Raw genomic sequence first — 22,069 nt, forward strand, 5'->3', positions numbered from 1 at the left:
GTTGGATGCAGTTATGCGTTCGTGTCCGGGGGGCGGCCGGAACGCGTCCATCCGGATGACGGCGAGTGGTCTACACCTTGACCGGTTCAGTGGTGAGCGGGAGGGTACGCAGGGTGACCTGCCGGTCGCTCCACCGCACGACGAACACCGCCATCGCATCCGTCGAAAGGGATCGTCTCGTGAGGAAGCGCCACAGATCGACTCGCGCCCTGCTGGGCTCGCTGCTCCTGGTCGCCGCCGGGGCCGGTGCGCTCGGCGCGGGGCCCGCCGCCGCGGCGCCGAGCGCCGCCGCGCCCACGCCGCTCGGCCGCGTCGTGCCCGCGCCCGCTTCGGTGACACCGGGCAGCACCCCGTACGAGATCACGGCGAGGACGCGGATCCGGGTGGACGAGCGCTCGGCCGACGCGCGCCGGATCGGCGGGTACCTCGCCGGGCTGCTGCGGCCCGCCACCGGGTACCCGCTGCCCGTCACGGACACCGCCGCCGGTGACGGCATCCGGCTCGAAGTGAGCGAGCAGGACACCGAACTGGGCGCCGAGGGCTACCGGTTGACGAGCGACGGCCGGTCCGTCACGGTCGTCGCCCACGAGGCCGCCGGACTCTTCCACGGCGTGCAGACGCTCCGTCAGCAACTGCCCGCGAAGGTCGAGGCCGACAGCCCGCAGCCCGGCCCCTGGCTCGTCGCCGGCGGCACCGTCGAGGACACCCCGCGCTACGCGTGGCGCGGCGCCATGCTCGACGTGTCCCGGCACTTCTTCACCGTCGAACAGGTCAAGCGGTACATCGACCAGCTCGCCCTCTACAAGGTCAACAAGCTGCATCTGCACCTGAGCGACGACCAGGGCTGGCGCATCGCCGTCGACTCCTGGCCGAAGCTCGCCGAGTACGGCGGCTCCACCCAGGTGGGCGGCGGTGCGGGCGGCCACTACACGAAGGCGCAGTACAAGGACATCGTCCGGTACGCCTCCGACCGCTACCTGGAGGTCGTGCCCGAGATCGACATGCCGGGCCACACGAACGCGGCCCTCGCCTCCTACGCCGACCTCAACTGCGACGGAGTGGCGCCCCCGCTGTACACCGGCACGAACGTCGGCTTCAGCTCCCTGTGCGTCAACAAGGAGGTCACGTACGACTTCGTCGACGACGTGATCCGGGAGCTCGCCGCGATCACACCCGGGAAGTACCTCCACATCGGCGGCGACGAGGCGCACTCGACGAGCCACGCGGACTACGTGAAGTTCATGGAGCGGGTCCAGCCGATCGTCGCCAAGTACGGGAAGACCGTGGTCGGCTGGCACCAGCTGACCGGCGCCACCCCGGCCGCGGGCGCACTCGCCCAGTACTGGGGCCTGGACCGCACGAGCGACGCCGAGAAGGCGCAGGTCGCGAACGCGGCGAAGAACGGCACCGGGATCATCCTGTCGCCCGCCGACCGGACCTACCTCGACATGCAGTACACGAAGGACACCCCGCTCGGCCTGCACTGGGCCGGCTACGTCGAGGCGCAGCGCTCCTACGACTGGGACCCCGCCAACTACCTGCCCGGCGCCCCGAGTTCCGCGATCCGGGGCGTCGAGGCGCCGATGTGGTCGGAGACCCTGTCCACGTCCGCGCACCTCGACTACATGGCGTTCCCGCGGCTGCCCGGCGTCGCCGAACTCGGCTGGTCCCCGGCCGCCACGCACGACTGGAACACGTACAAGGCGCGGCTCGCCGAGCAGGCTCCCCGCTGGGAGGCCCTCGGCATCGGGTACTACAGGTCGCCCCAGGTCCCGTGGCCCGCGAGCTGACCCGGGCCTGAGAGCGAGGGTGCGAAAGGGGCCCGGGAGGACCGTCTCCCGGGCCCCTGGTCCGTGAGGCCGACTGCCAGGGGGTCAGGCGATCGGGTTCGCCAGATCGCCGACCAGCTGGAGCGCGCCCGACGGGTCCGCCAGATCCACCATCTGCTCGTTGTTCCGCAGCTGGAGCCGGTTCAGGCAGGACAGCGCGAACGTCGGCGCGAACAGGTCGAACCGGGCGAACTTCTCCGCCAGTTGGGGCGTCGACTCCTGGTACTCGCGCACACACTCGGCGACCGCCGCCCAGAACGTGTCCTCGTCCAGGACGCCGTCCGTGACCAGGTTCGCCGCGAGGAAGCGGAAGAAGCAGTCGAAGACGTCCGTGAAGATCGACAGCAGTTTCATGTCGTCCGGGACCTCGGCCCGGACCCGCTCCACCGCCGGCGGCAGCACCGCGTCCGGGTCCATCACCGCGATCTCCTCGGCGATGTCCTTGAAGATCGCCCGCACGACCACGCCCCGCTCGTCCAGGACCAGGATCGTGTTCTCGCCGTGCGGCATGAACACCAGGTCGTAGGCGTAGAAGCTGTGCAGCAGCGGGGTCAGGTACGCCTTCAGGTACGGCTTCAGCCACTCCCGCGGGGTCAGCCCCGAACCCTCGATCAGGGCGCCCGCGAACGAGCGGCCCGCGCGGTCCGTGTGCAGCAGCGACGCCATCGTGGCGAGCCGCTCGCCCTCGCCGAGCGCGTCCACGGGGGACTCGCGCCACAGCGCGGCCAGCATCTTGCGGTACGGCGAGTAGCGGTCGGTGGCGCCCTCGTACTCCAGATGCCGGTAGCCGACGGCCGCGCGCTCGCGGATGATCGTCAGCCCTGTGCCCTTGAGCACCTCGTCGTTCTCGATCAGCTGCGCCAGCCAGTCGTTGATCGCCGGGGTCGCCTCCATGTACGCCGCCGACAGGCCCCGCATGAAGCCCATGTTGATCACCGAGAGCGCCGTCTTCACGTAGTGCTTCTCGGGGGACGTCGTGTTGAAGAACGTACGGATCGACTGCTGCGCGAGGTACTCGTCGTCACCCTCGCCCAGACACACCAGGCGCTGCTGCGCGACCTCGGCGGCGAAGGTGACCGACAGCTTGTTCCACCACTGCCACGGGTGCACCGGCATCAGCAGGTAGTCGGCCGGGTCCAGGCCCTGCCCGCGCAGGGTCGCGTCGAAGCGGGCCAGCGTCCGCTCGCCCAGCTCGGCGCGGAGGAACTCCTCGTGGTCGATGCCCGCGCCCGCCGTGAAGGCCGCCCGCTCGCGGGTCGCGGCCAGCCACACGAGCCGTACGGGGCTCGCCGCCTCCGGCGCGTACGAGAGGTACTCGTGGACGCCGAAGCCGAGCCGCCCGTTGTTCGCGACGAAGCACGGGTGGCCCTCGGTCATGCCCGTCTCGATGTCCTGGAACGAGCCGGACGCGGCCAGCTCGCCCGCGGGCACGTCCGGCTTCGTCAGTTTGAAGCAGGTGCCGGACAGCGTGGAGGAGACCTCCTCCAGGTAGACCGGCAGGATCGCGTCGGACAGGCCGAGCGCGTCCTTGAACTCGGTAAAGAACTGCAAGGCGTCCAGCGGCAGTTCGGTGCCGTGACGGTGGCGGGTGATGCTCTCGGCGGCCACCTGCCAGTGGTCCAGACGCAGCCGGCGCGCGGCGAACCGGTACTCGGTGGCGCCGTCGTCGGAGCACACCGAGAAGCGGCCGGCGTCCAGCGGGTCGGGGGTCAGCAGGCGCTCGTGGCTGAACTCGGCGAGGGCTTTGCGGACCAGGAGGCGGTTGGCCTCGGCCCAGCGCTCGGGGGTCAGGTGGGCGACCGTGTCGGCGATCGTCATGCGCGGGTGCTCCTTCCCGTGGCCCGCTCGAACCGCTCCCGCGTGCAGAAGCTGAGCAGTGCCTTCTTCTCCGGCTTGTCGATCTCGCGCTCCGGCACGAAACCGACGGCCTCGTTCAGGGCGTGCACCGCCGTGTTGCGCACGTCCGGCTCGACGACGACGCGCTCGACGGCGGGGTCCTCGAACAGGAAGGCCATGACCGCGGTGATCACGGCGCGGGTGAAGCCCGGTATCCGTATCTCGGAGGGCGCGGTCAGGAAGTGCATGCCGATGTCGCCGGGCAGCGGCTCGTACAGACCGACGAGCTCGACGTGCGCCGGCTCGTAGCGCTCCATCAGGAACGCCGGCTCCCCGTCGTGCAGGCCGAGGAACGCGTCGTGGTGCTCGGCCGCCGCGATCGCCATGTACTCGCGCTCGACGTCCTGCAGTTTCGCGTCCTGCATCATCCAGAACGCGGCCTTCGGGTCGGTGACCCAGCGGTGCAGCAGCTCGCTGTCGGTCCGCGGGTCGAGCGGGCGCAGGGTCAGCGGGCCGACGGCGGTCCTGGTGGTCGTGGTGCTCGGGCTCATACGGCGAACTCCTGGAAGGCGATGGTCTTCTCGACGGGGTAGTACTCGGTGCCGAGCAGCTCGCCGATGATGTAGCTGTTGCGGTAGGCGCCCATGCCCAGGTCGGGGCTGGTGATCGAGTGGCTGTGCACGCCCGCGTTCTGCAGGAAGATGCCGCGCCCGGTGGTGTCGATCGCGTAGTTGCGGGCGACGTCGAAGCGGCCGCGGCCGTCGCGCCGGATGCGGTGCTCGACGGGGGCGAGGAAGGCGGGCGTCTCGTACTTGTAGCCGGTGGCGAGGATGAGGCCCTCGGTGCGCAGCTCGAAGTCCTTGTCCTGCTCCTCCTGGTGCAGGCCCAGGGTGTACGTGCCGTTGTCGTGACTCGCCGTGGTCAGCGCCGAGTTGGTGAGGAGGCGCGTCGGCACGGGCCCGTCCAGGCCCTTCTGGTAGAGCAGGTCGAAGATGGCGTCGATCAGCTCGCCGTCGATGCCCTTGAACAGGCCCTTCTGCCGCTCCTCCAGCGCGTACCGCTTCTGCTCGGGCAGCGCGTGGAAGTAGTCGATGTAGTCCGGGGACGTCATCTCCAGCGTGAGCTTCGTGTACTCGAGCGGGAAGAAGCGCGGCGATCTGGTGACCCAGTTCAGCCGGTAGCCGTGGACGTCGATCTCGCCGAGCAGGTCGTAGTAGATCTCGGCGGCGGACTGCCCGCTGCCGACCAGGGTGATCGAGTCCTTCTTCTGGAGCTCACTCTTGTGCTGCATGTAGCGGGAGTTGTGGACGACCCCGTCGCCGCCGAGGTCCCGGCAGGCCTCGGGGAGGTGCGGCGGGGTGCCGGTGCCGAGGACCAGGCGCGGGGCGCGGTACGTCTCGCCGTTCTCGGTGCGGGCCGTGTAGAGGCCGTCGCCCTCGTCGTACGTGACCTCGGTGACGGTCGTCGAGAAGCGGATCGAGCGGAGTTTCGCGGCGGCCCAGCGGCAGTAGTCGTTGTACTCGACGCGCAGCGGGTAGAAGTTCTCGCGGATGTAGAAGGAGTACAACCGCCCCGATTCCTTCAGGTAGTTGAGGAAGGAGTAGGGGGAGGTCGGGTCGGCGAGGGTCACCAGGTCCGACATGAACGGGGTCTGGAGGTGGGCGCCGTCGAGGAACATGCCCGAGTGCCACTCGAAGTCCGGCTTGGACTCCAGGAAGACCCCGTTCAGCTCGGCTATCGGCTCGGTCAGGCAGGCGAGGCCGAGATTGAAGGGGCCGAGCCCGATCCCGATGAAGTCGTAGGTCTCAAGAGGCGCGGTCAAGGGTGTCTCCCAGGTACTGCTCGGCGTGGCCGGCGATGAGGTCGAGGACGGCCTTCAGGTCGTCGAGGGTCGTCTCGGGGTTGAGCAGGGTGAACTTCAGGTACTGGCGGTCGCCCACCTTGGTGCCCGCGACGACGGCGTCGCCGGAGGCGAACAGGGCCTTGCGGGCGTAGAGGTTGGCGCGGTCGATCTCTGCCGGGCCGGTGACGGCGGCCGGGACGTAGCGGTAGACGAGCGTGGACAGCTGCGGCTCGACGACCACGTCGAAGCGGGGGTCGGCGGCGAGCAGCTCCCAGCCGCGGTGGGCCAGGTCGCAGACCTCGTCGAAGAGGCCGCCGATGCCGTCGGCGCCCATCACGCGCAGCGTCATCCACAGCTTGAGCGCGTCGAAGCGGCGGGTGGTCTGCAGGGACTTGTCGACCTGGTTGGGGATGCGCTCGGCGACGGTGCGGCGCGGGTTGAGGTACTCCGCGTGGTAGGTCGCGTGCCGCAGGGTGGCCCGGTCGCGGACCAGGATCGCGCTCGAACTCACCGGCTGGAAGAAGGACTTGTGGTAGTCGACGGTGACGGAGTCGGCGCGCTCGATGCCGTCGAGCCGGTCGCGGCGCTTCGGCGACACGAGCAGTCCGCAGCCGTAGGCGGCGTCGACGTGCATCCAGGTGCCGTACCGGTCGCACAGTTCGGCGATCTCGGGCAGCGGGTCGATGGAGCCGAAGTCGGTGGTGCCGCCGGTCGCGACGACGGCCATGGGGACGAGGCCGTCCCGGCGGCAGCGCTCCAGTTCGGCGGCGAGCGCCAGGGTCTGCATCCGCTTGGTGCGGTCCACGGGGATCGGGACGACGGCCTGCGGGGACAGGCCCAGCAGCGACGCGGACTTCTGGACGCTGAAGTGGGCGGCCTCGGAGGCGAAGACGCGCAGCCGGTCCAGGGAGTCGGTCTTGGCCTCCTGCCGTGCCATCAGCAGCGCCTGGAGGTTGGACTGCGAGCCGCCGGAGGTGAAGACGCCGTCGGCGGTGGGGCCGAGGCCGATCCGGGCGGCGGTCCAGTCGATGAGTTTGCGTTCGATGAGGGTGCCGCCGGCCGACTGGTCCCAGGTGTCGAGGGAGGAGTTGACCGCCGACAGGATCGCCTCGCCGAGCACGGCCGGGATGACGACCGGGCAGTTGAGGTGGGCGAGGTAGCGGGGGTGGTGGAAGTAGACGGCGTCGCGCAGGTAGACGTCCTGGAGCTCGTCGAGCACCGCGAGGGTGTCGTGCAGCGGGGCGTCGAGGTCGACGGCGTCGATGGCCGGGGCGAGGGCGTCGGGCGTGACGCCGGTGAACGGCCGGGTGGTGGTGGCGAGTTGGGCCGCCACCCGCTCGACTCCCTCGGTCACGGAGCTGCGGTACAGCTCCGCGGTCGTGTCATTGAGCAGGTGCGAGCGCATGGACGGTTCCTCCGGGTGGGGAAGGAGTGGGAGGTGGAGCGAGGGCGACGAAGAGGGCGGGGCCGCTCACTCACACTTAGGTTAGCCTAACCTAAGTTGAGCTCGCGACCCCGCCCTCTGTTTTGGCGCGATCGTTCCTACGCGTCGGCCGGCTGCTCCCGCAGGGCGTCCTCGCTCAGCCCGCGCTTCCAGTACCCGACGAACGTCACCGCCCGCTTGTCGTACCCGCGTTCGCGTACGAGATGGCGGCGCAGCTCCCGCATGGTCCCTGACTCACCGGCCAGCCAGGCGTACGGCCGTGCGGCGTCCGGGAGTTCGGCCGTGCGGACGGCGTCGAGGGCCATGGGGGAGTCCTCGTCGCGCACGAGCCAGGTCACGTGCGCGTCGGCGGCCGTGGTGACGGGCTGGATGTCGCCGCGGTGCGGGACCTCCAGCCACACGTGTGCGGTGACCGAGGCGGGCAGCCAGGCGAGGACGCCGAGCGCGGCCGGTACGGCGGTCTCGTCGCCCCACATGACGATGTGGTCGAAATCCTCGTGCGGGCGGCAGCGCACGGCGGTGTTGTCGGTGACCGCCGGGCCGAGCACGACGACCTTGTCGCCGGGGCCCGCGGTCTCGGCCCAGGCGCAGGCGGGGCCGACCGTGGAGGGATCCCCGCCGTGCAGCACGAAGTCGATGTCGACCTCCTGCCGCGGCTCGCGGCGCTGACCGCTGAGCGTGTACGAGCGCATGACGGCCCGTACGTCGTCCCGCAGCGCGCGGAACGCGGCGTGCCAGGCGCGGCCGTCGTCACCGGGCTCGGGGACCGGCAGCACCGGGGCGTCCTGGCCCGGGTGCGGCAGGAAGAGGGAGAGGGACTGGTCCCGGCCGCCGCCGTGGAAGGCGTCGAGCTCGGGGCCCGTGAAGGTGACCCGGAGCAGCGACGGACCGAGCCGCCGCGTCCGTGTCACCTCCAGATCGAAGAATCGGAAAGGGGTCACGGTGGGCGTCTCGGCCGTCGTGGTCATGGGATCAGGACACCTTCTTCGCCGTCTCGATGGCCTTCGCGAGGTTCTCCAGGAGCGGGGCGCACTTGTCGTAGGACAGGATCGGCTCGGGGGAGCGGGGGATGACCTGGCCGGCCTTGACCGCGGGCAGCTTCTTCCAGGTCGCCTCTTCGATGGCGTCGGGCTGGATGGCCTGGGCGCGGTCGTCCATCATGATGATGTCGGCCTTGTGCTGGTCGACGTTCTCCCAGCTCAGGTTCTCGAACCAGCCGCCGGACGCCTTCTTGGCGGCCGCCGTGGGCTCCACGAAGTTCACGCCGAGGGACTTGAAGTACTCCAGGTCGATGGAGAGGTCGGTGCCGGACACGTAGAAGATGTCGGGGCTCGCCGAACCGGCCAGGACCTTGATGTCGGGGTGCGCCTTCGCGGCCTTGCGCAGGCGGGCGGCGGCGTCCTCGAAACGCTTCTTCGCCGCGACGACCTTGGCGGCCTTCAGGTCGGCGCCCAGCGACTCGGCCAGCGCGTACATGCGCTGGAGCGGCTGGTCCAGCTTGCGGTCGAACACGGAGATGCCGGCGCTCGGGGCGAGCTTGGCGATCTTCTTCGCGGACTCCTCGGGGACGTACCAGAGGGTGCCGGCGGCGTCGAACATCGTGGTGATCAGCACGTCGGGCGCGAGGCTCGCGTACTTCTCGATGTTGAACTTGCCCCACTCGTTGCCGATGACGGTCACCTTGGAGACGTCCATGTCACCGGCCTGCACGTCGGGCTTGCCGCCCTTGACGGTGGTCGGGCCGAAGACGCCCTTGACCTGGATCCCGTAGTCGTAGAGGGCGGCGCCGACGCCGGTGAACGCGACGATGTTCGCCGGAATCTTGTCGAGCTTCACGGTCGTGCCGCGGTCGTCCTTGAACGACCACGGCCCGGAGCCCTTCTTCCCGGCACTCGAACCACCGCCCGCGGAGCCTTTCTCGTCCCCGCAGGCGGCGAGCACGGCACCGAGGCCGAGGGCGCCGCCGACGGCGAGGATGCCGCGGCGGGTGGGGCGGGACAGACGGACATCGGTCATCACGGGCTGCTTTCGGACATGCCGGATCTACGGCCGGGCGGGGTCGCGGAACTAAGGGAAGGTTAACCTAAGTTCTCGACATGTCCAGGGGGCGGGGGGAGCGCGGGGCCCCGCCCGCCGCGGCCTTCACCAGGTGTAGTGGTCGTCCGCGTAGGGGAGCGGGTGTCCCGAGTAGGCGACGAACGCCGCGTGCTTGTCGTACCCGAGGAAGTACTCGCCGCTCCAGTGCTGATAGAAGAAGCGGCCCGTCTCGTCGACGAGGAACATCGCGCCGTCGTCCCCGTCGAACGCCACCGGGAAGACCCTCTTGCCCAGGGCGTCGGCGAGTTCCTGAATGTCTTCCGACGCCCCCTCATGGGTGAGGAGCGGCGAGAAATAGACGATGCGCCGGGGGTTGGTCCCCAGTTGGGCCTCGAGTCCGACGTGCTCGCGCAGGAACGCCATGGCGGGCTCGATGATCTCCAGGGTGCCGCCCCCGTCGAGACGGAACTCCTCCACGGTCCTCGCCGCTTCGGCGGCGGCGAGCTCGTCACATCGCCGCCCCGGATGCCACCCGGCGCCCGCCAGCCAAGTGTCCACCGCCTCGGGCGACTTCAGTAGGGGCACGGGTGTCGTCCCTCCGGTCCTGGCGACGTTCCCGCGCACGATAGCCACCCGCACCGGTGACGGTGCGGGTGGCCACCACGAAACCCCGCGCTCAGGAAGGCAGGCCGAGCTCGCGGGCGATCAGCATGCGCTGGACCTCGCTCGTGCCCTCGCCGATCTCCAGGATCTTGGAGTCACGCCACATGCGGGCCACGGGGTACTCGTTCATGAACCCGTACCCGCCGTGGATCTGGGTCGCCTCGCGCGCGTTGTCCACCGCCACCGTCGACGAGTACAGCTTCGCCATCGCCGCTTCCTTCTTGAACGGCTCCCCGGCGACCAGCCGCGACGCCGCGTCCCGCCAGCCGAGCCGCGCGGTGTGCGCCTTCATCTCCATGTCGGCGATCTTGAACTGGATCGCCTGGTACCCGCCGATGGCCCGCCCGAACGCCTTGCGCTCCTTGGCGTACTTCACCGACTCGTCGACACAGCCCTGCGCGAGCCCCGTCGCGAGCGCCGCGATCGCGATGCGCCCCTCGTCGAGGATCCGCAGGAACTGCGCGAAACCGCGGCCCTCCGTGCCCAGCAGGTTCGCCGCCGGGACCCGGACGTCGTCGAAGTGGAGCTCGCGGGTGTCCGACGCGTTCCACCCCACCTTCGAGTAGGGCGCCGCGACCGTGAAGCCCGGCGTGCCCGACGGCACGATGATCGAGGAGATCTGCGGCTTGCCGTCCGCCGTGCGCCCCGTCACCGCGGTGACCGTCACCAGACCCGTGATGTCCGTACCGGAGTTGGTGATGAAGCACTTCGTGCCGTTGATGACCCAGTCGCCCGTGGTCTCGTCCCGCACGGCCGTCGTGCGCGTGCCGCCCGCGTCGGACCCGGCCTCCGGCTCGGTCAGGCCGAACGCGCCGAGCAGCTCGCCGGAGCACAGCCGCGGCAGCCACTCCCGCTTCTGCTCCTCCGTGCCGAACAGATGCAGCGGCATCGCGCCCAGCGAGACGCCCGCCTCCAGGGTGATCGCCACGGACGAGTCGACCCGGGCCAGCTCCTCCAGGGCGATGCCGAGCGCCAGGTAGTCGCCGCCCATGCCGCCGTACTCCTCGGGGAACGGCAGCCCGAACAGGCCCATGCGTCCCATCTCGCGCACGATCTCGTACGGGAACTCGTGCCGCTCGTAGAAGTCGCCGATCTTCGGCGCGACCACGTCGTGGGCGAACTCCTCGACGGTACGGCGGAGTTCCTCGTGCTCGGGGGAGAGGTGGTGATCCATGCGACTCACTGCTCCTGCGGGGACTGTGCCTCGGGTACGAGGGCGCGAACGGTGCGGGACGGGCTGGGTCGGCCCAGGTGGCCGGCCATCCACGCGCTGGTGGCGCTGAGACGGCCGAGGTCGACCCCGGTCTCGATGCCGAGGCCGTTCAGCATCCAGACGAGGTCTTCGGTGGCGAGATTGCCGGTGGCGCTCTTCGCGTACGGGCAGCCGCCGAGGCCGCCGGCGGACGCGTCGACGGTGGTGACGCCGTGCTGGAGCGCGGCCAGCGTGTTGGAGAGGGCCTGGCCGTACGTGTCGTGGAAGTGCACCCCGATCACGTTCGTCGGTACGCCCGCCTCGTTGAGCGCGGACAGCAGCGCCTGGACATGACCCGGTGTGGCCACGCCGATCGTGTCGCCCAGGCTCAGCTCGTCGCAGCCCATGTCCATCAGGGACTTGGCGACCCGCACGACCTGGTGGACGGGGACCGCGCCCTCCCAGGGGTCGCCGAAGCACATGGAGAGGTAGCCGCGGACGTGGGCCCGCGCCTCCTTCGCGCGGGTCACGACCGGTTCGAACATGGCCAGGGACTCGGCCACCGTCCGGTTCAGATTGGCCTTCGCGAAGGACTCCGTCGCGCTGGCGAACACGGCGATGCGGCTCGCGCCCAGGGCGAGGGCCCGGTCCAGGCCCCGTTCGTTCGGGACGAGTACGGGGAGGTGGACGCCGTCGATGTCCTGGACCTGGGGGAACAGGGCCTCGGCGTCCGCCAGTTGGGGAACCCACTTGGGGTGGACGAAGCTCGTCGCCTCGATCGTCGTCAGGCCTGCGTCCGCCAGGCGGTGCACGAACTCGGCCTTGACCTCCGTGGGGACCGTCGTCTTCTCGTTCTGAAGGCCGTCCCGCGCGCCCACTTCGTGGATGCGGACCCTCGCGGGGAGGTCCGGCGCCGGGATCGTCATCGGCAGTGCGGTCATCACGCGGCCTCCTCCGGCTTCGACTCGGCGATCTCCTGCACGACCGCCAGGATCTGGTCCATCGCCACCGTCGTGCCCGGGCGGACGTCCAGCTCCCTGACCACGCCCGCGTGCGGTGCCGCGATGACGTGCTCCATCTTCATCGCCTCGACCACCAGCAGGCTCTGACCCGCCGCGACCTCGTCGCCGACCGCCACCTTGACGACCGTCACCGTGCCGGGCATCGGCGCCGTCAGGGAGCCCGCGCCACCGGCCCCGGCGCCCGTCAAGCTCGCCGCGACCGGGTCGTGGTCCTGGACGTGCCAGGCGTCGCCGTCCAGGGCCAGCCAGTCGGCGGCCACCGCCGTGGGGCGCACCGGGGCCGTCGGCTCGCCGTCGACGAGGATCTCCGGGCCGGAGGCCGTGGTGCGGACGCGGACCTCGACCGGGTCGTGCCCGGCGGCCCGCAGGTGGTGCACCGTCCACGCCGGGGCGCCGCCGAGCCGCCAGCCGTCGGGCCGCCCGAACGGGTCGGCCCAGCCGTCGCCGCCGGCCGGTGCCAGCCGCTCCTGGCGCAGGGCGCCCGCCGCCGCGTAGACGCCCGCGGGGACCTCCGCCGAGACCAGGCCGTCGACCTCGCGCTCCACGAGGCCCGTGTCCAACTCGCCCGTGACGACCGCCGGGTGGGCGAGCAGCCGGCGCAGGAAGCCCGCGTTCGTCGGCACGCCCAGCGTCACCGTGCGGGCCAGCGCCGCCCGCAGCCGGCGCAGCGCCGTGTCCCGGTCGGGGCCGTACGCGATGACCTTCGCCAGCATCGGGTCGTAGAGGGAGCTGACCTCCGTGCCCTCGCTGAGCCCGGAGTCCGTGCGCACCCCGTCGCCCGCGGGCTCGCTCAGGGCGAGGACCGTGCCGCCGGACGGCAGGAAGCCGCGGGCGGGGTCTTCCGCGCAGAGGCGGGCCTCGACCGCGTGGCCGGTCAGCGTGATGTCGTCCTGGGCGAAGCCGAGCGGCTCGCCCGCGGCGACCCGCAGCTGCCACTCCACCAGGTCCAGGCCCGTGACCAGCTCGGTCACCGGGTGCTCCACCTGGAGGCGGGTGTTCATCTCCATGAAGCAGTACGCGGACGGGTCGTCGCCGGGGACGATGAACTCGACCGTGCCCGCGCCCCGGTACCCGCACGAGCGGGCCGCCTCGACGGCCGCCGCGCCCATCGCCGCGCGGGTCTTCTCGTCGAGCAGGACGCTGGGCGCCTCCTCGATGACCTTCTGGTGGCGGCGCTGGAGCGAGCACTCGCGCTCGCCCAGGTGCACCACGTTCCCGTGCGCGTCCGCGAGGATCTGGATCTCGATGTGCCGGGGGCGGTCGATCCAGCGCTCGACGAGCAGCGTGTCGTCGCCGAACGAGGCCCGGGCCTCGCGCCGCGCCGCCGCGATCTCGTCCTCCAGGACCGTCAGGTCGCGCACCAGGCGCATGCCCTTGCCGCCACCGCCCGCCGACGGCTTGAGCAGCACGGGAGCGCCCAGCTCGCGGGCCGCGTCCGCCAGTTCGGGATCGCGGCCGCCCGGGACCACCGGGACGCCCGCGGCCTGCACCGTCTCCTTCGCGCGGATCTTGTCGCCCATCAGCGCGATCGCGTCGGCGGACGGGCCGATGAAGGCCAGGCCCGCCTCCTCGCAGGCCCGCGCGAACGCCGCGTTCTCCGCCAGGAAGCCGTAGCCCGGGTGCACCGCCTGGGCGCCCGTGGCACGCGCCGCCTCGACGATGCGCTCGGCCGACAGATAGCTCTCGGCGGCCGGCGGCGGGCCGATCCGAACGGCCTCGTCGGCCTCGCGCACGTGCCGCGCGTCGGCGTCCGCGTCGCTGTACACGGCCACCGAGCGGACGCCGAGCGCCCGCAGCGTACGGATGACGCGGACGGCGATCTCGCCGCGGTTGGCCACCAGCACGGTCTCGAACATCATTGTTCGCCTCTCCACACCACTGTTCGTCGACGTGGTCGTCGTGGTCGACGGGATCGTCGCGGTCGTCATCGCCGTCACATCCGGAAGACGCCGAAGCCGGGGGACTTCTCCGGCAGCGGTGCGTTGGCGCACGCGGTCAGGGCCAGGCCGAGGACCTGGCGGGTCTCCATCGGGTCGATCACGCCGTCGTCCCAGAGCCGGGCCGTCGCGTAGTACGCGCTGCCCTGCGTCTCGTACTGGGCGCGGATCGGGGCCTTGAAGGCGTCCTCGTCCTCGGCGGGCCACTCCTCGCCGCGCGCCTCCAACTGGTCCCGCTTGACGGTCGCGAGGACGGACGCGGCCTGCTCGCCGCCCATGACGGAGATCTTGGCGCCGGGCCACATCCACAGGAAGCGGGGGGAGTACGCCCGGCCGCACATCGAGTAGTTGCCCGCGCCGTACGAGCCGCCGATCACGACGGTCAGCTTCGGCACGCGCGTGCAGGCCACCGCGGTGACCATCTTGGCGCCGTGCTTGGCGATGCCGCCCGCCTCGTAGTCCCGGCCGACCATGAAGCCCGAGATGTTCTGCAGGAAGACCAGCGGGATGCCGCGCTGGTCGCACAGCTCGATGAAGTGGGCGCCCTTCTGGGCGGACTCGGAGAACAGGATGCCGTTGTTCGCCACGATGCCGACCGGGTGGCCGTGGATCCGGGCGAAGCCGGTGACCAGCGTCTGCCCGTACTCGGACTTGAACTCGTGGAACCGCGAGCCGTCCACGACGCGCGCGATGACCTCACGGACGTCGTACGGGGTGCGCGAGTCGACCGGCACCGCCCCGTACAGGCCCGCCGGGTCGACCTTCGGCTCGATCGCGGCCTGCGCCGACCACGGCAGCGGGCCGCGCTCGGGCAGCGTGGAGACGATGGAGCGGACGATGCGCAGCGCGTGCGCGTCGTCCTCCGCGAGGTGGTCGGTGACGCCGGAGACGCGGGAGTGGACCTCGCCGCCGCCCAGCTCCTCGGCGGTGACGACCTCACCGGTGGCGGCCTTCACCAGGGGCGGGCCGCCGAGGAAGATCGTGCCCTGGTTCCGCACGATCACCGCCTCGTCGCTCATCGCCGGGACGTACGCGCCGCCGGCCGTGCACGAGCCGAGCACCGCCGCGATCTGCGGGATGCCCGCGCCGGACATCCGCGCCTGGTTGTAGAAGATCCGGCCGAAGTGCTCGCGGTCGGGGAAGACCTCGTCCTGCATCGGCAGGAAGGCGCCGCCGGAGTCCACCAGATAGACGCACGGCAGCCTGTTCTCCAGCGCGACCTCCTGGGCGCGCAGGTGCTTCTTGACCGTCATCGGGTAGTACGTGCCGCCCTTGACGGTCGCGTCGTTGGCCACGATCACGCACTCGCGGCCGCTGACCCGGCCGATGCCGGCGATCACTCCGGCCGCCGGCGCCTGGTCCCCGTACATCCCCTCGGCCGCCAGCGGGGCCAGCTCCAGGAACGGGGAGCCCGGGTCGAGCAGCGTGTCCACCCGGTCGCGCGGCAGTAGCTTGCCGCGCGCGGTGTGCCGCGCCCGGGCCTTCTCGCCGCCGCCGAGCCGGGCCGCGGCGAGCTTGGCGCGCAGCTCCTCGCCGAGCGCCCGGTGCGCCGCCTCGTTGGCCCGCCACGCCTCCGACGCGGGGTCCGCCGCGCTCGTCAGCTCCGGTGCCTCGTGCATCCTGCGGTCCCCTCACCAAGTCCTGAGCAAGCTCTGGGCCAGTCCTGCGAAAGTTAATGAGCGTTAACCTGTTTCCTTCAGGTTAACGCTCGCTAACCTCCCTGTCTAGAATTACTTCCATGGCCACCAGAACCGACGCCCCCACGCGGCGTGAGCAGATCCTCAAGGAGGCCGCGCGGCTCTTCGCCGAGCGGGGTTTCCACGGCGTGGGGGTCGATGAGATAGGCGCCGCCGTCGGCATCAGCGGACCGGGCCTGTACCGGCACTTCGCGGGCAAGGACGCGATGCTCGCCGAGCTGCTCGTCGGCATCAGCGGACAGCTGCTCACCGGCGGCAGGCACCGGGTCGCCGAGGCGGGCCAGGGGCCCGACGCGCTGCTCGACTCGCTGATCGAGGGGCACATCGACTTCGCGCTCGACGACCGCGACCTGATCACGCTGCACGACCGCGAGCTCGACCGGCTGCGCGACACCGACCGCAAGCTGGTGCGCCAGCTCCAGCGCCAGTACGTGGAGCTGTGGGTGGAGGCGGTGCGCAAGGTCTACCCGGAGCTCGCCGAGCCTCACGCGCGCGTGGCGGTGCACGCGGTCTTCGGGCTGCTGAACTCGACGCCGCACCTGAGCCGCCCCGGTTCGCTGCCGGGCCGCGACGCCACGGCCGCGATGCTGCACAAGCTGGCGCGCGGAGCGTTCGCCGCTGCCGCACAGTGAGGTGAGGTGCGCCGCAGAGTGACGCGCATCTCTGGACGCTCCGGTGACTGGCCGGTAACGTTCTCTGAGCAAGCGCTTAGTCGTCGTATGAGGGCCGTCTGAGGCCGTAAAGGGAGTTCCCGTGCGCCGTACCGTTTTCAATGAGGACCACGAGGCGTTCCGGGAGACCCTGCGCGCCTTCATCGAGGCCGAGGTCGTCCCCCACTACGACGAGTGGTTCCAGGACGGCATCGTCCCGCGCGAGCTCTACGGCAAGATGGCCGAGCTCGGCCTCTTCGGGATCAACGTGCCGGAGGAGTACGACGGCGCGGGCATGGCCACCCACAAGTTCGAGGCCATCCAGTACGAGGAGACCGCCCGCGCGGGCGTCTCCTTCGGCGGCTCCGGCGTGCACGTGCTGCTCGCCCTGCCGTACATCAAGATGCTCGCCACCGACGAGCAGAAGAAGCGCTACCTGCCGAACTTCGTCTCCGGCGAGGAGATGTGGGCCCTCGCGATGACCGAGCCGGGCACCGGCTCCGACGTCGCGGGCATGAAGACCACCGCCAAGCTCTCCGAGGACGGCACGCACTACGTCCTCAACGGCTCGAAGACCTTCATCACCGGCGGCGTCCACGCCGACCGCGTCATCGTCTGCGCCCGCACCGCCGCTCCGACCGCCGAGGACCGCCGCTTCGGCATCTCCCTCTTCGCCGTCGACACCAAGTCCGAGGGCTACTCGATCGGCCGCAAGCTCGACAAGCTCGGCCTGCGCACCTCCGACACCGCCGAACTGGCGTTCGTCGACGTGAAGGTCCCCGCCGAGGACCTCCTGGGCGAGGAGAACAAGGGCTTCGGCTACCTCGGCACGAACCTCGCCTCCGAGCGCTGGGGCATCGCCTACGGCGCGTACGCGCAGGCCCAGGCCGCCGTGAACTTCGCCAAGCAGTACGTGCAGGAGCGCACCGTCTTCGGCAAGCCGGTCGCGACCTTCCAGAACACCAAGTTCGAGCTGGCCGCCTGCCAGGCCGAGGTGGACGCCGCGCAGGCCGTCGCCGACCGCGCCCTGGAGGCCCTCGACGCCGGTGAGCTGACCGCCGCCGAGGCCGCGTCCGCGAAGCTCTTCTGCACCGAGGTCGCCCACCGCGTCATCGACCGCTGCCTCCAGCTGCACGGCGGCTACGGGTTCATGAACGAGTACCCGATCGCCCGCCTGTACGCGGACAACCGTGTGAACCGCATCTACGGCGGCACCAGCGAGGTCATGAAGATGATCATCGCGAAGAACATGGGTCTGTAACCAGCCGCACACAGCTGCCCGATACAACTGATCACATGCATCAGGCACTCAAGGACCTCCTCGATCTGCTCGATCTCGAGCAGATCGAGGAGGACATGTTCCGCGGCCAGTCCCGGTCCGCCGTCGTCCCGCGCGTCTTCGGCGGACAGGTGGCGGCCCAGGCGCTGGTCGCCGCCGGGCGCACCGTTCCGGCCGACCGGCACGCCCACTCTCTGCACGCCTACTTCCTCGTGGCGGGCGACCCGGGCGCCCCGATCGTCTACACGGTCGACCGGATCCGCGACGGCCGCTCCTTCACCACGCGCCGCGTCGTCGCCGTCCAGCACGGCCGGCCGATCTTCCACCTCTCCGCGTCCTTCCAGACGTACGAGGAGGGACTCGACCACCAGGCGCCGATGCCGCCCGCGCCGGACCCCGAGTCGCTGCCCACGGCCGCCGAGCTGCTCCCGCGCTACGCGGACTCCGTGCTCTCGCCCGACGTGGTCGCCCGGATGCTGGAGGCCCGCGAGGCCGTCGACCTGCGTTACGTCGACGCGCCGCCGTTCGCCTTCGTCGGCAAGCCGCAGCCGCCGCGCTCCCAGGTCTGGTTCAAGGCCGGCGGCAAGCTCGCCGACGACCCGCTGCTCCACGTCTGCCTCGCCACGTACGTGTCGGACATGACGCTGCTCGACTCCGTGCTCCTCGCGCACGGGCGCGGCGGCTGGGCCGTCGGGGACGTCGTGGGCGCCTCGCTCGACCACGCGATGTGGTTCCACCGGCCCTTCCGCGCCGACGAGTGGCTCCTCTACGACCAGGAGTCGCCCTCCGCTTCCGGCGGGCGCGGCCTCGGCCAGGCCCGGATCTACACCCAGGACGGGGACCTCGCGATCACCGTCATCCAGGAAGGCGTCGTTCGCGTCCCGCGCTGAACGGACATACCGTTTCGTACATGAGCGACGTACGGGCGGAGCAGGCGAGCAGCACCGAGGAACCGGCCGGCGGCGAGAGCGTCTTCACCGTGATCGTCGCCGCGGCCGCCAACCTGGGCATCGCCCTCGCCAAGGCCGTGGCCGGCGTCATCAGCGGATCCAGCGCGATGCTCTCCGAGGCCGCGCACTCCTTCGCCGACACCGTCACCGAGCTGCTCCTGCTCACCTCGCTCAAGCGCAGCGAGAAGCCCGCCGACGAGGAGCACCCGCTCGGCTACGGCGGGGAGCGCTACGTGTGGGCGATGCTCGCCGCCGTCGCCACGTTCGTCGGCGGCGCCGTCTTCTCCCTCTACGACGGCATCCACACCCTGGTCGCGGGCGAGGACCTCGGCGACCCGCTCGTCTCCTACATCGTCCTCGCCGTCGCCTTCGTCCTGGAGGGCTTCTCGCTGCGGACCGCGGTGCGGCAGGCGCGGGGCGAGGCGGCCCGGGTCGGGGCGCCGTTCCGCCGGTACCTGCGGCGCACGCCGGACACCGCCGTGAAGGCCGTCGTCCTGGAGGACAGCGCGGCCCTCGCCGGTCTGCTGTTTGCGGCGGGCGGTCTGCTCGGCGGGCAGCTCACCGGATCGGGCGTGTGGGACGGCATCGCCTCGCTGTGCATCGGCGGACTGCTGCTGTGGGTGGCCTGGGTGCTCGGCCGGTCCAACGCGGAGCTGCTCGTCGGCCGGCCGCTGCCCCAGCAGGTCCGCGCCGAGATCCGTGAACTGCTGCTCGACGTCGAGCACGTCGAGGCCGTCCTCGAACTGACCACGCTGGTCCAGGGGCCCCGCGAGGCCCTCGTCGCGGCGAAGGTCGACTTCCGCGACGCGTCCACCGCCGCCCAGATCGAGTGGGCCTGCGAGGACGCGGCCCGGCGGCTGCGCGAGCGCTTCCCGTCGGTGCGGCGGGTGTACCTCGACCCGACGCCGGGGTTCGCCCAGCGCCGCTCCGAGGGGCTCAATCCCTGGTGATCCCAGGCCGAGATCGACCGCGCAGACCTGTGTCACGCATCACAATAATGCTTTATTATTTCCGCCATGGTCATGGGTACGGGTGCCGGTGCGGGCACGGACGAGCGACGTGAGCGGATTCTGCGGGCGGCCGCCGAGGTCCTCGCCGAGCGGGGTTTCGACGCCGGGCGGCTGCGGGACGTGGCCGGCGTCGCCGGGCTGTCCATCGGCTCGCTCCAGCACTACTTCGAGACCCGGGACGCCCTCTTCCGCGAGGCGTTCGCCTGGTCCATCGACGAGCTCGTCGCCCGCTGGCGGGCCGCGTCCGTCGACGCCCCGACCGCCTGGCGCCGCTTCGAGCTGCTCGTCCAGGCCCTCACCACCGACCCCGGGCTCACCCGGCGCTGCGCCACCTGGACCGAGTTCTGCGCCAGCGCCGCGCGCCGCGAGGAGCTGCGCGAGGGCGTGCGCCGGGTGCACGACGAGTGGCGGGGGCTGATCTCCGGGATCGTCCGGGACGGCGTCCGCGACGGCGAGTTCCGCCCGCCCGTGCCCGAGGACACCGCCATCGGCTCGCTCGTGGTCCTCGTCGACGGGCTCGACATGGCCGTCGCGGCGGGCACCGGGCTCACCGCCGAGCGGTACGCCGAGCTGCTCGTCGGCACCGCGCGCGCCGTGCTCGGCGTCTCCGACTGACCTGTTTTTGTACCGACCTGGCCGACCTGGCTGACCTGTAACGACCTGGCTGACCTGTAACGACCTGTACCAATCCAGTCCCTGCATCGACCCGTTCCCGGGGAGGGGCCGTCATGGCAGAGTTCCCGCACCTGTTCAGTCCACTGCGGATCGGTCCGGTGACCGTACGCAACCGCATCCTGTCCTCGGGGCACGACACCGTGCTCGTCGAGGACGGGGCCGTCACCGACGCGCTGGTCGCCTACCACGAGGCGCGGGCCGCGGGCGGCGCCGGGCTCATCGTCCTCCAGGTCTCCGGAGTGCACCCCTCCGCCCGCTACACCACCCATGTCCTGATGGCCACCGACGACGCCTGCGTCCCCGGGTACGCGCGGCTCGCCGACGCCGTCCACGCACACGGCACGAAGATCTTCGGGCAGCTCTTCCACCCCGGGCGCGAGATCCTGGAGTCCGCCGACGGCAGCGCGCCCGTCGCGTGGGCGCCCTCGGCGACGCCCAGCGAGCGCTTCCACGTCATGCCGCGCGCCATGACCGGGGCCGAGATCGAGGAGGTCCTCGACGGGTACGGGCAGGCGGCCCGGCGGCTGCGCGAGGCCGGGCTCGACGGGGCCGAGGTCGTCGCCAGCCACGGCTACCTCCCGGCGCAGTTCCTCAACCCCGAGGTGAACGTACGCACCGACGGCTGGGGCGGCGACGGCGCGGGCCGGCTGCGGTTCCTGCGCGAGGCGCTGCGCCGGGCGCGGGCGGCGGCGGGCCCGGACTTCGTCGTCGGCCTGCGCATATCGGGGGACGAGCTGAGCCACGACGGACTCGGCACCGAACTCGTCCTGGAGACCGTCGCCGCGCTCGACGCCGAGGGGCTCGTCGACTACGTGTCCGTGTGCGCGGGCAGTTCGGCCAGCCTGTCGGGCGCCCAGCACATCGCGCCGCCCATGTTCCACGAGGCCGGGTACGTGGCGCCGCTCGCCGCGAAGGTGAAGGCCGTCGTCGGCGTGCCCGTGATGGTCGCCGGGCGGGTCAACCAGCCGCAGGAGGCCGAGCAGATCGTGGCCGGCGGCCAGGCCGACGCCTGCGCCATGACCCGCGCCCTGATCTGCGACCCCGAACTCCCCGCCAAGGCCGAACAGGGCCGCGCCGAGGAGATCCGCGCCTGCATCGGCTGCAACCAGGCCTGCATCGGCCACTTCCAGCTCGGCTACCCGATCTCCTGCATCCAGCACCCCGAGACCGGGCGCGAACTCCGCTTCGGCACCCTGCCGTTGCTCACCCGGCGCAAGCGGGTCCTCGTCGTCGGCGGCGGGCCCGGCGGACTCAAGGCCGCCGCGGTCGCCGCCGCGCGCGGACACGACGTGGAGCTGTACGAGGCCGCGCGACGGGTCGGCGGACAGGTGCTGCTCGCCCAACTCCTGCCCGAGCGAGCCGAGTTCGGCGGGGCCGTCACCAATCTGGAGGGGGAGGCGCGGCGAGCCGGCGTACGGATCACGGTCGACGCGCCCGTCGACGCCGCCGTTCTCGACGCGCTCGCGCCCGACGCCGTCGTGCTCGCCACCGGGGCCCGGCCACGCCGACCGCGCCTCGAACTGCTCGACGATCCCGTGGTGTTGGACGCCTGGCAGGTGATCCAGGGGGCCGTCGTGCCGCGCGGGCGGATCGTCGTCGCGGACTGGCGCGGCGACTGGATCGGGCTCGGCGTGGCCCTCCAACTCGCGGGCCAGGGGCGGAAGGTGACCCTGTGCGTCACCGGCTTCGCCGCCGGGGAGCACCTGCAGCAGTACGTACGCTCGGCACTGCTCGCGCGCGCCGTGCGGGCCCGGATCGACATCGTGCCCAACGTGCGCCTCTACGGGGCCGACAGCGACACCGTGTACCTCCAGCACACGCTCACGGAGGAACCCGTGCTCGTCGAAGGGGTCGCCGGGGTGGTGCTCGCCCAGGGGCACGAACCGGTCGACGAGTTCGCGCCCGAAGGGGAGCACGTTTTCGCCGTCGGGGACCGGGTCGCGCCGCGCACCGTCGAGGAGGCGGTCCTCGACGGGCTGACCGTGGGCGCGGCGCTGTGATCCGG

General features: G+C 71.3%; 18 protein-coding genes. 7 read left to right on the forward strand and 11 right to left on the reverse strand.

Annotated features, from left to right (window positions below):
* Window positions 1–179 precede the first annotated feature (179 nt).
* Window positions 180–1,790 (forward strand): beta-N-acetylhexosaminidase, encoded by a 1,611-nt coding sequence (locus ACIBTU_RS10660; RefSeq protein ID WP_399125628.1) that lies wholly within the window; start codon window positions 180–182, stop codon window positions 1,788–1,790.
* An 84-nt stretch (window positions 1,791–1,874) separates the two neighbouring features.
* On the opposite strand, the gene ACIBTU_RS10665 is transcribed toward ACIBTU_RS10660, so the two are convergent.
* The 11 genes from ACIBTU_RS10665 to ACIBTU_RS10715 form a co-directional block, all read right to left on the reverse strand.
* Entirely contained in the window at window positions 1,875–3,647 is a 1,773-nt protein-coding gene (locus ACIBTU_RS10665; protein ID WP_399125629.1) for an IucA/IucC family protein, read from the reverse strand.
* A complete protein-coding gene (locus ACIBTU_RS10670; protein ID WP_399125630.1) occupies window positions 3,644–4,216 on the reverse strand; it encodes a GNAT family N-acetyltransferase in 573 nt (190 codons plus the stop codon). The genes ACIBTU_RS10665 and ACIBTU_RS10670 overlap by 4 nt, the downstream gene beginning before the upstream one ends.
* Window positions 4,213–5,487 (reverse strand): lysine N(6)-hydroxylase/L-ornithine N(5)-oxygenase family protein, encoded by a 1,275-nt coding sequence (locus tag ACIBTU_RS10675; RefSeq protein WP_399125631.1) that lies wholly within the window; start codon window positions 5,485–5,487, stop codon window positions 4,213–4,215. The genes ACIBTU_RS10670 and ACIBTU_RS10675 overlap by 4 nt, the downstream gene beginning before the upstream one ends.
* The gene (desA, locus tag ACIBTU_RS10680) at window positions 5,471–6,913 is read right to left on the reverse strand and encodes a lysine decarboxylase DesA (protein WP_399125632.1); all 1,443 of its coding nucleotides are present in this window, start codon (window positions 6,911–6,913) and stop codon (window positions 5,471–5,473) included. The genes ACIBTU_RS10675 and desA overlap by 17 nt, the downstream gene beginning before the upstream one ends.
* Before the next feature lie 137 nt (window positions 6,914–7,050).
* Window positions 7,051–7,920 carry a siderophore-interacting protein gene (locus tag ACIBTU_RS10685; protein ID WP_399125633.1) on the reverse strand — a complete coding sequence of 290 codons (870 nt, stop codon included), beginning with the start codon at window positions 7,918–7,920 and terminating at the stop codon, window positions 7,051–7,053.
* Window positions 7,921–7,924: 4 nt separating this feature from the next.
* Window positions 7,925–8,968, reverse strand: a complete 1,044-nt coding sequence (locus ACIBTU_RS10690; protein WP_399125634.1) for an ABC transporter substrate-binding protein — start codon at window positions 8,966–8,968, stop codon at window positions 7,925–7,927.
* Window positions 8,969–9,094: 126 nt separating this feature from the next.
* Entirely contained in the window at window positions 9,095–9,574 is a 480-nt protein-coding gene (locus tag ACIBTU_RS10695) for an SUKH-3 domain-containing protein (RefSeq protein ID WP_399125635.1), read from the reverse strand.
* 91 nt (window positions 9,575–9,665) lie between these two features.
* Window positions 9,666–10,826: an acyl-CoA dehydrogenase family protein gene (locus ACIBTU_RS10700; protein WP_399125636.1), complete on the reverse strand. Its 1,161-nt coding sequence runs from the start codon at window positions 10,824–10,826 to the stop codon at window positions 9,666–9,668.
* A 5-nt stretch (window positions 10,827–10,831) separates the two neighbouring features.
* Entirely contained in the window at window positions 10,832–11,785 is a 954-nt protein-coding gene (locus tag ACIBTU_RS10705) for a hydroxymethylglutaryl-CoA lyase (protein WP_399125637.1), read from the reverse strand.
* The gene (locus ACIBTU_RS10710) at window positions 11,785–13,722 is read right to left on the reverse strand and encodes a biotin carboxylase N-terminal domain-containing protein (RefSeq protein ID WP_399125801.1); all 1,938 of its coding nucleotides are present in this window, start codon (window positions 13,720–13,722) and stop codon (window positions 11,785–11,787) included. Before ACIBTU_RS10710 ends, ACIBTU_RS10705 begins: the two co-directional genes overlap by 1 nt.
* A 77-nt stretch (window positions 13,723–13,799) precedes the next feature.
* The gene (locus ACIBTU_RS10715) at window positions 13,800–15,422 is read right to left on the reverse strand and encodes a carboxyl transferase domain-containing protein (protein ID WP_399125638.1); all 1,623 of its coding nucleotides are present in this window, start codon (window positions 15,420–15,422) and stop codon (window positions 13,800–13,802) included.
* Window positions 15,423–15,541: 119 nt separating this feature from the next.
* Between ACIBTU_RS10715 and ACIBTU_RS10720 the strand changes: the two genes are divergently transcribed.
* The 6 genes from ACIBTU_RS10720 (at window position 15,542) to ACIBTU_RS10745 (ending at window position 22,064) form a co-directional block, all read left to right on the forward strand.
* Window positions 15,542–16,132: a TetR/AcrR family transcriptional regulator gene (locus ACIBTU_RS10720; protein WP_399125639.1), complete on the forward strand. Its 591-nt coding sequence runs from the start codon at window positions 15,542–15,544 to the stop codon at window positions 16,130–16,132.
* Between the two features lie 121 nt (window positions 16,133–16,253).
* Window positions 16,254–17,411 (forward strand): acyl-CoA dehydrogenase family protein, encoded by a 1,158-nt coding sequence (locus ACIBTU_RS10725; protein ID WP_399125640.1) that lies wholly within the window; start codon window positions 16,254–16,256, stop codon window positions 17,409–17,411.
* A 35-nt stretch (window positions 17,412–17,446) separates the two neighbouring features.
* Entirely contained in the window at window positions 17,447–18,319 is an 873-nt protein-coding gene (locus ACIBTU_RS10730; protein ID WP_399125641.1) for an acyl-CoA thioesterase, read from the forward strand.
* A gap of 20 nt (window positions 18,320–18,339) precedes the next feature.
* On the forward strand, window positions 18,340–19,329 hold the full coding sequence (locus ACIBTU_RS10735) for a cation diffusion facilitator family transporter (RefSeq protein ID WP_399125642.1): 990 nt from the start codon (window positions 18,340–18,342) through the stop codon (window positions 19,327–19,329).
* A gap of 66 nt (window positions 19,330–19,395) precedes the next feature.
* Window positions 19,396–20,004 (forward strand): TetR/AcrR family transcriptional regulator, encoded by a 609-nt coding sequence (locus tag ACIBTU_RS10740; protein WP_399125643.1) that lies wholly within the window; start codon window positions 19,396–19,398, stop codon window positions 20,002–20,004.
* A gap of 113 nt (window positions 20,005–20,117) precedes the next feature.
* The gene (locus ACIBTU_RS10745) at window positions 20,118–22,064 is read left to right on the forward strand and encodes an FAD-dependent oxidoreductase (protein WP_399125644.1); all 1,947 of its coding nucleotides are present in this window, start codon (window positions 20,118–20,120) and stop codon (window positions 22,062–22,064) included.
* The last annotated feature ends 5 nt before the right edge of the window (window positions 22,065–22,069 follow it).

Source organism: Streptomyces sp. NPDC050145, assembly GCF_044460245.1.
Lineage (GTDB): Bacteria > Actinomycetota > Actinomycetes > Streptomycetales > Streptomycetaceae > Streptomyces.

Bases quoted from the DNA above. Each gene is read 5' to 3' on its own strand.
- ACIBTU_RS10745 (WP_399125644.1), top strand. From the start codon at position 20,118: ATGGCAGAGTTCCCGCACCTGTTCAGTCCACTGCGGATCGGTCCGGTG.
- ACIBTU_RS10735 (WP_399125642.1), top strand. From the start codon at position 18,340: ATGAGCGACGTACGGGCGGAGCAGGCGAGCAGCACCGAGGAACCGGCC.
- ACIBTU_RS10700 (WP_399125636.1), bottom strand. From the start codon at position 10,826: ATGGATCACCACCTCTCCCCCGAGCACGAGGAACTCCGCCGTACCGTC.
- ACIBTU_RS10690 (WP_399125634.1), bottom strand. From the start codon at position 8,968: ATGACCGATGTCCGTCTGTCCCGCCCCACCCGCCGCGGCATCCTCGCC.
- ACIBTU_RS10720 (WP_399125639.1), top strand. From the start codon at position 15,542: ATGGCCACCAGAACCGACGCCCCCACGCGGCGTGAGCAGATCCTCAAG.
- ACIBTU_RS10730 (WP_399125641.1), top strand. From the start codon at position 17,447: ATGCATCAGGCACTCAAGGACCTCCTCGATCTGCTCGATCTCGAGCAG.
- ACIBTU_RS10710 (WP_399125801.1), bottom strand. From the start codon at position 13,722: ATGTTCGAGACCGTGCTGGTGGCCAACCGCGGCGAGATCGCCGTCCGC.
- ACIBTU_RS10665 (WP_399125629.1), bottom strand. From the start codon at position 3,647: ATGACGATCGCCGACACGGTCGCCCACCTGACCCCCGAGCGCTGGGCC.
- ACIBTU_RS10685 (WP_399125633.1), bottom strand. From the start codon at position 7,920: ATGACCACGACGGCCGAGACGCCCACCGTGACCCCTTTCCGATTCTTC.
- desA (WP_399125632.1), bottom strand. From the start codon at position 6,913: ATGCGCTCGCACCTGCTCAATGACACGACCGCGGAGCTGTACCGCAGC.
- ACIBTU_RS10715 (WP_399125638.1), bottom strand. From the start codon at position 15,422: ATGCACGAGGCACCGGAGCTGACGAGCGCGGCGGACCCCGCGTCGGAG.
- ACIBTU_RS10670 (WP_399125630.1), bottom strand. From the start codon at position 4,216: ATGAGCCCGAGCACCACGACCACCAGGACCGCCGTCGGCCCGCTGACC.
- ACIBTU_RS10705 (WP_399125637.1), bottom strand. From the start codon at position 11,785: ATGACCGCACTGCCGATGACGATCCCGGCGCCGGACCTCCCCGCGAGG.
- ACIBTU_RS10740 (WP_399125643.1), top strand. From the start codon at position 19,396: ATGGTCATGGGTACGGGTGCCGGTGCGGGCACGGACGAGCGACGTGAG.